Genomic DNA, 13,140 nt, shown 5'->3' on the forward strand with positions numbered 1-13,140 from the left:
GGAACTAAAGGCACGAAAATACTGGTACCAGGTCAAAGAGATCAAGATCAAAGTGATCCTCCATAACCTAACGAAGGCAGTACAAACAGTCGTGATTGTCGTTGTCTGGAAGGAATTCAACAGAGCCGTTTTTCCGTTAACATTGTCGCGCTCCCCAGGAGAGTGAAACCCCACATCCCATATCGATGCTGCGACTTTCAGGTGCACGCTTCATGAAAAAAATGCCCGCCGATATCGTCCCACCTCATTGTTGAACCCATCTCGGCGGCCAGATGGCTGAAGTCAGACATCTGTGGCATCGATTTTCTAATATATCGGCAGTAATGTCACAAGAAAGTGATCAGAGCCGAAGCATAATATATATTTTTCTCAAAAGTGTCCAATAATAGTAATAAGGAAATAATGTAAAAACAACGATATTTTTGATCATAATTAGATTATAAATGATATAATCTGATATCCATTCATGGAAGAGCATAAATACGAGAAGTTGCGAATGTAATACTGAGGGGAGACCCTCTACGAGCCTTCTGGAGACAGATGCAGTCTCCAGAGGGGATTCCAAGGAGATGATGCATGAAGAAGACTCAAATTCTGGTACTGACACTATCCATGATGGTAGCTTTTGTTGCACCAGCACTGGCAGCCCAGAACCAGGAAGTCTCCCAGGGATCATATGATGCCGTTGTATACATCAACGGCACAAAGATCCTTGCAGAAGACAGCAACGGCCAGTTAATCAGCAGCGGAACTGCGGGAATTGATGACAGCAACGTCATACAGGCCGCAGTGAAGGCTATTAGCAATGGGACAGTTGTCCTGCAGGCCGGAACCTATACCCTGAACAGCCCGGCTAAGATCAGGGTATCAAACCCTGGGGCTGACATAGAAGACCCATCCGACGGGGCAAAGCCCTACAAGGCGCACTCCATCCCCGGTCGGATCAACTTCGTCGACTTTGACTTCGGAGGCGAAGGTGTTGCGTACCACGACACCGAAGCAGGCAACCAGGGCGGCTACACCTACCGCACTGACAATGCCGATGTCGATATCGGTAAGAGAGACGGTGTCAACACACCGGTCGTCTCACACACGTACGCTGGAGAGTGGCTCCAGTTCTCCGGGGTACAGGTAGCTGAGTCCGGAACGTATTCTGCGACGTTCTACACCAGCACCACACAGGACCAGATGTCCTTTAAGGTACTGGTCGATGGAAAAGAAGTCTCCACAGTCACGGTCCCCAACACCGGCAGCTGGTACACGTTTGCCCCCACCACGGTGAAGATCCCGCTCACCGCAGGAGTGCACACGATACAGGTTGCCATGGAGACCGGGTGGGCCGACATGGCCTACGTCGAGTTCGCAACCAATGCACCTACGCCCACGCCCACGGCCACACCGACCGTGACGCCGACGCCCACTGCAACGGCGACACCAAAGCCAACCCTGACGCCCACGCCAACACAAACCCCATCCGATGGGGTAAAGCCCTACAAGGCGCACTCCATCCCCGGTCGGATCAACTTCGTTGACTTTGACTTCGGAGGCGAAGGTGTTGCGTACCACGACACCGAAGCAGGCAACCAGGGCGGCTACACCTACCGCACTGACAGTGCCGACGTGGATACTGGCAGGCGGAACGGTCTTGATGTCCCGGTCGTTGCCCACACCTATGCTGGAGAGTGGATCCAGTTCTCCGATGTGCAGGTAGCCAAGTCCGGCACCTATGCAGCCACCTTCTACACCAGCACCACGGAAGATAAGATGTCCTTCTCGGTGCTGGTGGACGGAAAGAAGGTCGCCACGGTCAATGCGCCCAACACCGGCGACTGGTATACGTTTGCACCCACCACCGTCCAGATCCCACTCACCGCTGGAAAGCACACGGTGCGGGTCACCATGGACACCGGGTATACTGACCTTGCGTATGTCGAGTTTGCGACTGAAGCACCCACACCCACGCCCACAGCCACACCGACCGTGACGCCGACGCCTACCGCAACGGCGACACCTAAGCCAACCCTGACGCCGACACCAAAGCCGACCCAGACGCCAACACCAACCCCCAGCGACAAGGTCTACGGAGCGGATGCAAACCCGACCGGAAACCCCATCGGCGGCGGTGAAGGGTATACAGAGATCATCAGCCGAAACGACCCGCGTGTGAAGTACATCGTCGATACGCGGGATGAACTGCTCTCGGCCCTCAAGAACGCACGGTCCGGAGATGTTATCTACGTCGAAGGTAACGCGAACATCGACATGAGCGGCTACTTCAACGTTGGAGTGCCGGCCGGCGTGACCATCGCGAGCAACCGGGGCGAGGACGGAGCAGCAGGAGGGCGGATCTACCAGAAGCGGCTGTCCAGCGACTCAAAATCTCCGGACCTTCGGCCAATATTCATTACCAAAGGCTCTGGAGTGAGATTTACCGGTCTGCGCATAGATGGACCGGACACCGGAGTGAGCGTCTCGGAGTGGCGCGCTGGGATCCGTATTGAACACCCGATGGCCGAGATCGACAACTGTGAGATCACCGGCTGGGGTGGAGCCGCGATTGTCTTCTGGGGCACAGGATCTGCAAAGGATATGAAAGACGGCGGATATGTCCACCACAATTATATCCACCATTGCCAGGGATCGGGCTTTGGCTACGGTGTCGTCACCTATCTCGGATCCGTCTGCCTGATTGAGGCGAACTACTTCGACTACACCCGACACTCGATCGCCGGAGACGGGTCTGCCGGAAGCGGGTACGAAGCGAGATATAACATAAACGGCCCCAATGCCACCTATCAGAACTTCGACATGCACGGCAAGCCCAACTCCTCAGGCTCCGGGAAGATTGCGGGAGATCTCATCAAGATCCACCACAACACGTTCCTCGGCACAGAGCCTGCGGTTGCACCCCCGGTCGTCATCCGCGGCGTACCCCGTGTCGGAGCGTACATCGACCACAACTGGTTCTACTACACCAGTTATGCGCCAGTTTGGCAGGTCGACTCAAAAGGAGGCATCTACATAACGGATAACGTGATCGGGAAAGATAAGAAACTCTCCACATCTGGCCCGATACGTTACGTTACCTGGAATGAGTAGGTAGGACGGGTAAGAAAAACCCGTATAACCCTCCAAAACTTGCCCTTTTTTATTAAAAAGAGATTCCTTCCCATCTCAGATGTAATTTTCGAGGCATGACGGCAGAGAGAAGCACAGCACTCCTCCCCCAGCGTACGCAGGAGCTCTTCCCACCCTGTCTCAGTGCTCCATGGATTAACCCTCCCAACGCACTGAAGCATGCCTATGTTCAACAGAACACCTTCGAGCAAAAGGTTTATTACAGTTCTAGGAATCAGAAAGTGAGATTTAATGCGCCCAGGTGAGATGATTTCCATTGCTCTCATCCTACTTTGCGCAGTGCTGGCGACCTCGATTGTGCTTACCGACCACCCTGTGCCATCGGTGCGGAGCTGGGGAGGAATACCAACATCTCTGGAAGAACCTTCTGAGGTCCAGAAACCTTACAAGGCGCACTCCATCCCCGGTCGGATCAACTTCGTTGACTTTGACTTCGGAGGCGAAGGTGTTGCGTACCACGACACCGAAGCGGGCAACCTGGGCGGTTACGCATACCGCACGGACAATGTCGATGTGGACGTCGGCACGCGGAGCGGTGCCGACGTCCCGGTCGTCTCCCACACCTATGCCGGAGAGTGGATCCAGTTCTCCGAAGTGCAGGTAGCCAAATCCGGCACCTATGCTGCCACGTTCTACACCAGCACCACGGAAGATAAGAAGTCCTTCTCGGTTCTGGTGGACGGGAAAAAGGTCGCTACAGTCTATGCGCCCAACACCGGCGACTGGCATGCGTTTGCCCCCACCTCAGTGCAGATCCCGCTCACCGCCGGGAAGCACACGGTGAAGATCACCATGGACACCGGATTTGCAGATCTGGCGTATGTCGAGTTTGCGCTGGCAGCACCGACGTCGACGCCCAGTGGGGAATACGGAGCGGATGCAAATCCGACCGGAAACCCCATCGGTGGCGGTGAAGGGTATACAGAGATCATCAGCCCGAATGACCCACGTGTGAAGTTCATTGTCGATACGCGGGATGAACTGCTTTCAGCCCTCAAGAACGCACGGTCCGGAGATGTTATTTACGTCGAAGGTAACGCGAACATCGACATGAGCGGCTACTTCAACGTTGGAGTGCCGGCCGGCGTGACCATCGCGAGCAACCGGGGCGAGGATGGAGCGGCAGGAGGACGGATCTATCAGAAAAGGCTTTTCAGCGACCCAAAGGCGCCGGATCTCCGGCCGTTATTCATTACCAAAGGCTCTGGAGTGAGATTTACCGGTCTGCGTATAGATGGACCGGACACAGGGGCGAGAGTGTCAGAGTGGCGCAGCGGGATCCGGGTTGAACATCAGTTGGCCGAGATAGACAATTGTGAGATCTCTGGTTGGGGTGGAGCCGCGATTGTCTTCTGGGGCACAGGATCTGCAACGGATATGAAAGACGGCGGATATGTCCATCACAATAATATCCACCATTGCCAGGGATCGGGCTTTGGCTACGGTGTCGTCACTTATCTCGGATCCGTCTGCCTGATTGAGGCGAACTACTTCGACTACACCCGGCACTCGATCGCCGGAGACGGGTCTGCCGGAAGCGGGTACGAAGCGAGATATAACATAAACGGTCCCCACGCCACTTCCCAGAATTTCGACATGCACGGCAAACCCGACCCCTCAGGCTCCGGGAAGATTGCGGGAGATCTCATCAAGATCCACCACAACACGTTCCTCGGCACAGAGCCTGTGGTTGCACCCCCGATAGTCATCCGCGGTGTACCCCGTGTCGGAGCCTATATCGACCATAACTGGTTCTACTACACCAGTCATGCGCCAGTTTGGCAAATGAATGGAAAAGGAAATATTTCCATGACGTACAGCCTGATCGGGGAAAATAAAACACTCTCAACGTCGGGTCCGATACATTACGTATCCTGGGACTTATGATTGGGAAGATGGGTAAGAGAACTCCATAACTCTGTGACCATATTTTCCCTCTCGCCGGGGCTTCGTGACCCACGATCCAGAAACTATTACCTGCACCTGATATCGCGTGCCACCAGAATCCTTCAGCCCTTTTGCGGCAGAAGAGGCGGGGCAGGCTTTTGGATGCCGTTATCTGTACCCTTCCCGACCAGCGTCTCCAGGAAACCTTTGAGTTTGCGCATCTTCACCGACCAATCAAGGTGCTCCTCAGCGTAGCGGTGCATCTTCTGCGGGTGGTCTGGATCGGCGCCGATCTCTCTCGCGAATGCGAGAATCTGCTCGATATCGACGGGACTCTCATCGGCGGGGAGATGAAGGATATATGGGAAATCTGCGGGGAAGTCGGGATCGCCGCATGCAATAATATAAGGAATCCCCCGGGCACAATACTCCCGCCCTTTCAATTCAGAAGTCTGTGTCAGCCCCTTCCTGTGAATCCCAAGGCTCCCCACTGCGATATGGCACTGGTCAAAGAGGGCGTCGAGGGCTTTTCCTGTGATGAAACCGTGGAAGACTACCCGATCGCTGATGCCAAGGTCGCCGGCCAGTTTCTGGAGATAGGATAGTTCAGTTCCGTCCCCGGCAATGTGGAGTATTACTTTCGGCATTCCATTATGCGTGCTGATACCCCTGATAAGCCGGTCGAGCCCGTGCCAGCGGCTGACATTGGCGACGCAGAGTATGTGGAGGCTGTCGCCGTCGTAGTCTGGAGCATGCCTCACAGGGACTGATTGAACTGCAAACCCATTCCCTATCGTGAGATGGGGTTTTGTCGGATCTTCGGCATAGGCGATCTCATACCGGGTGATCTCATCAGTGACGCCGATTATGGCATCTGATTGGCGTCTTAATGATTTTCCAAGAAGGTATTCTAACCAATACATAAGGGGATTATTATATAGTCTGAACTCTTCCAGTTCTTTTGCTTGATGCTCTATCACAACCTTGCATGCCCTAAACCCTCTTCGGTGGCTCTTTGGGGGATATATGGGGAATGGACCATCATACCGATAATACAGTATATCATCAGAACCCAGCGATTCTATAGTCTTACCAAATATCTTGTTTATCTCGTGGAAAAGCTTGATCCAGCCAAAAATATTTCCAGTCCAGACCCTGTCCACCCTGTATATTGTAAGGTGATCGTAGGAAGGATAGTAAGCATCTCCAATACAGACGAGCACCATCTCAACATCCAGGTCTAATCGATTCAATTCCGAGACCTGGCCCAGCAATTTCTTATTTACGCCATCATTGGGATGATGGGTATTAAATATAAAATATTTTACTTTCACCAAATTCACCAGACATTCATCCACCTGTGATTAATGCAAGATAAATAAATCGATCGGATATGGAACTTGCATTGAGTACCGATTCGTCATGCCTTATTCCAATATCTAAACCGCGGATTTTCGCCGGCATTCCCCAGTCATGATTGAACAGACAGTCAGGCGGTTGTAGTACTCAAAGAAGCCTCATTCTCGCGTACTCGGGGGTGACTCACGCAAAACTTGTCAACCCGCCTATCGTGGCGTGTCCTGATGCAGGTCTAAGCCCTACCCTTCAGGGCGGGATAGTTGACCACTCTACTGATAAAGCCTGTAACACCGCTCACGTCAACTATGAGTTCATTTAGGTCATTGCTCTTCTCATTGACATAGAATCTTTTCAGTTTGAATGGATTGGTATGGCAGGTGTTAAAACCGGGATCGGTAGTAAAGCCGAACTCATATCCCGCAGCCATGCACAATTGAATATCTCTATCAGAATAATCGCCATTCGGATATGCTATTGAATTTATGGGTAAGCCGAATTCATCTTCAAGAACGGCCTTTGAAATAAATATTTCATCACGTGCTTCTCTATCGTCACACTGCGTTAAGCAGGGATGAAATAAGGTATGGGATTGGAAGTTTACATAAGGCAACATTTCGTTAATGTGATTTTTAGATAGGGCATGAGGATTTGTGTATTCTTTCTCCTGTCCAAATTCAATCTCTCTCAAAATTCGGAGTCTTTCACCATTTGGTACTTTTTTCAACTCCTCTACAGTAAGTGGGAGGTGCATCTCCTGATATAACGCCTCTTCGAACCAAAAGTGTCTGTTTGTATTTATGATCCCGGAACATAGAAATATGGTTACCGGAATGTTATACTTTTTAAAGAGCGGGAGCAGGTCATAGTTGCTCCTGTGCCCGTCGTCAAAAGTAATTACAAGCGATTTTTTAGGGAAAGTCTCCTTTTTCTTATATATGTCAATAAATTCATTCAGGCTTATGATGTTGTAGTTCCTTACCAAATATTCAAATACCACTTCGGCGGTCTTGGGTTCGATTGCATGAAAGAGTAATATACTAACCTTATTCTTCTGAAATACCTCTCTGAAGATAAAAGGTAATCCAGAGTGCCTGATACAAAAGTATATGAAGCGTTCGATACTGGCGTTCCGTCTCACAAAACTCAGAGATTTTTTTAACATTGCCTGATAATATTGGGATAAACGATCTCTGATCATGCTTCACCACACGCCCGATTAAAAAAAATCCCGTTTTCGTCTGAGATCTGGGTAAAAGTAGACATTATTCTATTAAACACCAGCAATTTTGAAGAGGTCTTTCTGGTGAGATACCCTTCAAAGTAGGTCGCCTTCAAGCATCCATGCTCCATCGGTAAACGAGATACACCATCTACCCTCCGTAGAGATAGGTTACCCATAACCTCACCACCTTCTTGCTGTAAACGGGTTCGTAATCCCTACGAGCCACTAAATATAAAAGCCATTGCTTCAAGCATGATGTTTCGGGAGCCCTTTGCTATACAGTGGATGCGCAACCGATGAAGTGCGGGCAGAGGCATGAAGAACACCATGATCTGGCACCATTATATTTTTTTCTTTCCTTCCCGGGAAACATCAGGAGCGTTTTGCTCTGGAGGCATCTCTCCGGAAATGTGTTGTGGTTTGGTTTCTTTCGACGCATGAGCCGGGAGACGACCCAAGAATGGAGGTGATGAAAGTTGCTTGAGTGAGAACGGCATGGAGGATAGAATAGCAGACCTTCGTCAAGCTCATAACACTATATCGATGGAAGGGGCTGGTGCATTTAGGCGAGGCACGCCTGTAAACATATCATTCAATCCACCTTTCGGATTGGTGCACCTGGATTGATGCACTTAGACTGTGCCATTATGATTAGAAGAGTTATGGGATGACCTCTTAATCTCCTCGAAATAATCAATAATATCTGATGTAGAGGTCTCTGATAAGTATCCTTTGGAGAAATCGAGGTCTACCTCCACAGGGCATTCATTTGTCAGTATTTGATTGATTTTATGAACGAACTCGCTTGTTGAGGAGGCTGTATGAACACACATACTAATATCCTCAGGCAATCCGGCTTTTGCCTCTGGAGAAGCGATAACCGGCTTACCACACGCAAGAGATTCGAGTATTCGGACTTTTACACCACCAGAATTCTTTAATGGTACAAGGATCGCATCCGCACCCCGGATATATTTCTCCACATTATCCACATAACCTAAATAGTTTATATCGGGGTTTCCCTTAAGATCGATCTCTTTTGGTGGTTTTCCCGATCCGAAAATGTTCATTCGAATTTTTGGCATCAATCCAGATTGTTTCAACGCCGGTATCAATGAAGATATAATAAATCTTAAACCTTCAACATTCTGTTCCCTATCCAGAGCCCCATAGAAAAGAAGATTGAATTTATCGCCACCGAAATCATATTTAGATCCGTTGCTTTGATACTTTGTAGTATCCACTCCAAGTGGGATGTAGAATACCTTTTGCTTAGGGAAATTACTCCTGACATACTCACAGTCCCTTGGCGAAAGAGCGATGATTGCATCTGCGTGTGCCATCGCATAGTGCTCGTATATTTTCATAGGGATATATAGGAGAGATTTGTTTCCCTTCAGGTATTGCCACTCGATATTATGCATCACCAGCACTAGAGGAACCTTTCGATTCTTCGAAATCATTCTTCCAAAGTGATAACTGTAAATAGTGGTGAAAACGATGTCGGCAGGGATATCCTTAAAGACTTCCCGATGAACCAGGTATTCCGGTTTGTAAATCTCTAGAGTTTTCGTAAATTTTCCCCAGGGTAGAATAGAAGGGATGTGCCTAGTACTGAATGGTATACGTGGGGGGAGAAAACCCGTTTTCCCATCTTCTTCGTACATGAAATATTCCGTTACTTCATGCCTTTGCCCCATATCATTCAGAAGGTGGAATCGGTACCAGTCTCCGCCACTGTTAATTGGAATTGGATTATAGACATCGAGAAATGCAATTTTCATTACACCTCTACCCCTCTAACTCTATTTCGTCAGCAGTATGAATGAATTCAGAATGGACTCTGTTATCATCGATAGCATTCCCATGGTCCTCGAGCATTCCACTTATTATCGTAGGCTCAATGACCCTCCTTGATAAGACGCAGAAATCTGTTGTCACGTCGTCAACAGCGAGGGCAGCAGCAATGTGCTTCTGCGCATCGGCAATGATCTCTGCAATGTAAGCCTCTTTGTCATAGACGGGCATGGCAACGAGGGTGCTGACTGCAGGGGCCTGCTGCGGTGGCAACCAACTTGGGGCGTAGGTTGTTGGACCCTTAGCGAAACGGACTGCCTCTTCAGTCGTATAGGTGACGGGAGGAAATACAACTGGTTCCCTATCAGGAACTCTCCCAGGATAGGGAGAAACGCAAGCCCGAGTTGAGAATACCTCAACCACTCTGGAGACCGTGTGGTGAGGAGGATTTCCCACACCCCCGGCTACCTGGACCCGGTCGTCAACCGCAATCCGCCCTAGCCGAACTACGCTCTCCACATAGAAAGGTATCCACCCAGACACCACAGAATCACGTCCATACACAGGCCCTCATCCAGCCACATCACTGCCTGCCGGGATGAAACAGGCGGCCCTCTTCCGGATCGGGATGACCGGAAGGTGGATGGAACACTACTACCTAAGCCAGGGGGCCGGTGGGTTATTATAATATATATATTTTTCATCGGCCTGCTCAAGGCTGGGGGAGAGCCTTCTCGACCGGCTGGGGGTGCTAACGCGGTAATTTCACAAGAAAAAACCCCAGCGAACGAATAATCGGTGCCCCCCCGCATAAAAGGGATGATCTCAGGGACTCACGAACTTTACTATGATAACAATTCTAGTAGTTATCCTCCCGTGGCGACCGCTTTAGGAACAATTTTTTGAATTATCCACTTAAAAGGGAAGTGATATCATCTCCCGGTAATTGGCGACAAGCGGAAATGCCTCTCGAACGTGAGTACCGAGAAACAGAGATCGTGCTTCAGGGAATATTGGGACTCGGGTAGGGCCTGCCCGAGTCCCTTCTTCAATAGGAGATGCAGATCCCGGTTTGGTGGGGAAACCCCCAGGAGGCTAGTGTTGCAGGTGCGTCTCCAAGTAGCAGCGGGTCGTATGTTTGCCCACGTTAGTTAACATCGGGCGGTCATGATAAGTTGTCTATGGGCAGGAGGATTTGCGAAATATTTTTAAATGACTGTTAGCATCCACATGCGACAACTGCTGTGAGGTTATGAAGCATGCCCAGTTATCAAGTGTGTACCCGTTGCGTAATGGATGTCACAGCAAAGGATATAGTATTCGATGAGGAGGGCAGATGCAACTATTGTACAGCGTTTCTGAGAGAGATGGAGGATTTCAAGGCGAGAACTGCAGACTCCCAGTCTCATTGCGATGAACTCATCTCCAGGATTAAGGCCGCCGGGAAGGGTAAGGAATACGATTGCATTGTGGGAGTATCTGGCGGTGTGGACAGTTCATATGCACTGTACCTCGCAGTAACGCATGGGCTGCACCCATTAGCGGTACACCTTGATAACGGCTGGAACTCAGATGAAGCTTCCCAGAATATCGCAAATATGATCGATAAGTTAGGTGTAGATCTCCACACGCATGTGATTGATTGGGAAGAAAACCGAGATTTACAACGATCTTTTTTCAAGGCGAGCGTCGTCGATATCGAGCTGCTGATGGATAATGCCATGACGGCCCTGAATTATCAGCAAGCGGCAAAATATGGAGTCAAATATATTCTGCTCGGAACTAACATAGCAACAGAAGGCATGAGTATGCCTCCGGGTTGGAATCACTATAAATATGACGCCTACAATATCCGGCAGATCCACAAGCGTTTTGGCAGTGTTCCAATAAAAACACACCCTCTCTTTTCGACCATGGATTATTTGCGGTATAGGCTCATACATAAGATCAAAGCAGTCTCGTTCCTCGATTATTTCCCATATAATAAGTCTGAAGCACTGGAGTTGTTACGCAAAAAGTTCGGATATAAGCCCTACCCATATAAACACTATGAATCGGTATTCACCAGATTTTATCAGGGGTATATCCTTCCGCGCAAGTTTGGATACGATAAACGGCGGCTACACCTTTCCAACCTCATTGTAAGTGGACAAATGACGCGCGATGAGGCACTGCAATTGCTAGAAGGTTCCCCTTATCCGGATCCTGAACTGGAGGAACAGGATCGCATTTTCGTGATGAAGAAACTCGGGTTTTCTGAAGATAGTTTCAATCAATACATGAATGCTCCTGAAGTTCCCCATCAGGCGTATGGGTCAGAGGAATGGTTATGGAACCTCTTGGGTTCGGTGGCAAGAACCGTCCGGAGAAGTCGATCCAGTACTCAAAATCATGCGGTCATCCCCATTCTATGAAATGAAGACTTGAATGGGGTACATAGTACTCTGGAAACTAGTGCTATCTCCAGGTAGTTACTGAGCCCCATCTACCTCTCAGAAGCATCATGCAAGGCGACCGCGAACCGACCATCGGACGAGTCCAAGGACGGCAATTACACCGTCGGCATCAAGAACTACAAGGCCATACTCCAGTTCTTCCCAAGAAGGATTCTCAATACCAGGAGACTGTTTCGGAAATGAATCGTCTTTCCTCCATCACCTCACATTGCAACCATCTGCAAACTCAGGAGATTAAAAAGACCATTCCCCGTAAATTCTTACCTTTTTCTAGAGCATTGGGAAGATCTCCACCCGATCCACCCGGAGCAAAGATCTCTTCAAGTTGACCAAAGAAATCTTTGCTCTTCGCAGTGGCACCGATATTTGCAATTGACTATAATGAAATGTATCGCTCTAACGTACTTTCAGTAGAAACGACTGTTCTTGCCAAGCGAACCAAAAAGACCACTTTCAAAGCATCGATGAGTGGTGAAGCATGGAGGGAGTTAGATTTATAAATACCAACGGCAACATTCGCCCTGATGGCATCTATTCTCCCATCCATACCACAGCAAATGAAGGAGGTTTTCGTGAGAATAGAGAGGAAGTTCCTCAGCACGATCGATCTAGGGAGATTGGATAGTCTTCACCCCATCAGCACCTCCTTTGGCAACGACCGAGGGCAGCCAATTGATCGATATTATATTGAAGACTTTCTTTCGCAGCACAAAAATGATATTTACGGCCGAGTATTGGAAATCGGAGATAATACATATACAAGAAATTTCGGCGGCAATAAGGTCGAGCAGTCCGATATCCTTCACGTCAAAGGGACTCCATCTGCCACGATAGTGGCTGACATTACACGGGCGGATAATATTCCCTCCAACACCTTTGACTGCATTATCCTGACCCAGACCCTTCAATTCATCTATGATCTCCCCTCAGCAATAAGCCATCTTCATCGCATCCTGAAGCCGGGTGGTGTGCTCCTGGCAACGATGCCCGGGATAAGCCAGATCTCTCGCTACGATATGGACAGATGGGGCGAATTCTGGCGTTTTACTACCCAGTCGGCGCAACAGCTCTTCGAGAAAGAATTCACAGAAAAAAACGTTCAGGTAAGAGCATATGGGAATGTTCTTATCGCGACTGCCCTGTTACATGGCCTTGCTGTTGAAGAACTCAAACCCGAGTATTTCAGGTACCAGGACCCTGATTACCAGGTCCTTATCACCGTGCGTGCGGTAAAGTCCCAGGCAGGGAACTAACCCGAGATGATAACGGGGATAGGTCGTA

The 13,140-nt window shown here is 49.5% G+C and carries 8 protein-coding genes and 1 pseudogene; 5 read left to right on the plus strand and 4 right to left on the minus strand.

Translation table 11 applies throughout. The features are described from left to right. The 3 genes and pseudogenes from MCUTH_RS11945 to MCUTH_RS05890 all read left to right on the plus strand — a co-directional run. Nucleotides 1–166: pseudogene (locus tag MCUTH_RS11945) on the plus strand (IS5/IS1182 family transposase); the annotation flags it as partial. Between the two features lie 410 nt (nucleotides 167–576). Continuing rightward, entirely contained in the window at nucleotides 577–3,099 is a 2,523-nt protein-coding gene (locus MCUTH_RS05885) for a carbohydrate-binding protein (RefSeq protein WP_083524796.1), read from the plus strand. A 285-nt stretch (nucleotides 3,100–3,384) separates the two neighbouring features. After that, nucleotides 3,385–5,025, plus strand: coding sequence for a carbohydrate-binding protein (locus tag MCUTH_RS05890; protein ID WP_161937577.1), 1,641 nt, complete (start codon nucleotides 3,385–3,387; stop codon nucleotides 5,023–5,025). 122 nt (nucleotides 5,026–5,147) lie between these two features. Here MCUTH_RS05890 and MCUTH_RS05895 read toward each other — a convergent pair whose 3' ends face one another. From MCUTH_RS05895 to MCUTH_RS11570, 4 genes are all read right to left on the minus strand, one after another. Next, nucleotides 5,148–6,383 carry a glycosyltransferase family 4 protein gene (locus MCUTH_RS05895; RefSeq protein ID WP_150468741.1) on the minus strand — a complete coding sequence of 412 codons (1,236 nt, stop codon included), beginning with the start codon at nucleotides 6,381–6,383 and terminating at the stop codon, nucleotides 5,148–5,150. Nucleotides 6,384–6,616: 233 nt separating this feature from the next. Further along, nucleotides 6,617–7,366 carry a polysaccharide deacetylase family protein gene (locus MCUTH_RS05900; protein ID WP_161937578.1) on the minus strand — a complete coding sequence of 250 codons (750 nt, stop codon included), beginning with the start codon at nucleotides 7,364–7,366 and terminating at the stop codon, nucleotides 6,617–6,619. Between the two features lie 872 nt (nucleotides 7,367–8,238). Then, nucleotides 8,239–9,390: a glycosyltransferase family 4 protein gene (locus MCUTH_RS05905; RefSeq protein ID WP_066957035.1), complete on the minus strand. Its 1,152-nt coding sequence runs from the start codon at nucleotides 9,388–9,390 to the stop codon at nucleotides 8,239–8,241. Nucleotides 9,391–9,397: 7 nt separating this feature from the next. Further along, a complete protein-coding gene (locus MCUTH_RS11570; protein WP_150468740.1) occupies nucleotides 9,398–9,922 on the minus strand; it encodes a hypothetical protein in 525 nt (174 codons plus the stop codon). 740 nt (nucleotides 9,923–10,662) lie between these two features. On the opposite strand from MCUTH_RS11570, the gene MCUTH_RS05915 reads away from it, so the two are divergent. Both MCUTH_RS05915 and MCUTH_RS05920 read left to right on the plus strand, forming a co-directional pair. Then, nucleotides 10,663–11,817, plus strand: a complete 1,155-nt coding sequence (locus tag MCUTH_RS05915) for an N-acetyl sugar amidotransferase (protein WP_083524798.1) — start codon at nucleotides 10,663–10,665, stop codon at nucleotides 11,815–11,817. Nucleotides 11,818–12,383: 566 nt separating this feature from the next. Further along, the gene (locus MCUTH_RS05920; protein WP_066957045.1) at nucleotides 12,384–13,112 is read left to right on the plus strand and encodes a class I SAM-dependent methyltransferase; all 729 of its coding nucleotides are present in this window, start codon (nucleotides 12,384–12,386) and stop codon (nucleotides 13,110–13,112) included. Nucleotides 13,113–13,140 lie beyond the last annotated feature (28 nt).

The organism is Methanoculleus thermophilus (assembly GCF_001571405.1).
Lineage (GTDB): Archaea > Halobacteriota > Methanomicrobia > Methanomicrobiales > Methanoculleaceae > Methanoculleus > Methanoculleus thermophilus.

Excerpts from the sequence above, each read along its gene's own strand:
- MCUTH_RS05920 (WP_066957045.1), top strand. The coding sequence starts at position 12,384 with ATGGCATCTATTCTCCCATCCATACCACAGCAAATGAAGGAGGTTTTC.
- MCUTH_RS05885 (WP_083524796.1), top strand. The coding sequence starts at position 577 with ATGAAGAAGACTCAAATTCTGGTACTGACACTATCCATGATGGTAGCT.
- MCUTH_RS05915 (WP_083524798.1), top strand. The coding sequence starts at position 10,663 with ATGCCCAGTTATCAAGTGTGTACCCGTTGCGTAATGGATGTCACAGCA.
- MCUTH_RS05890 (WP_161937577.1), top strand. The coding sequence starts at position 3,385 with ATGATTTCCATTGCTCTCATCCTACTTTGCGCAGTGCTGGCGACCTCG.
- MCUTH_RS05905 (WP_066957035.1), bottom strand. The coding sequence starts at position 9,390 with ATGAAAATTGCATTTCTCGATGTCTATAATCCAATTCCAATTAACAGT.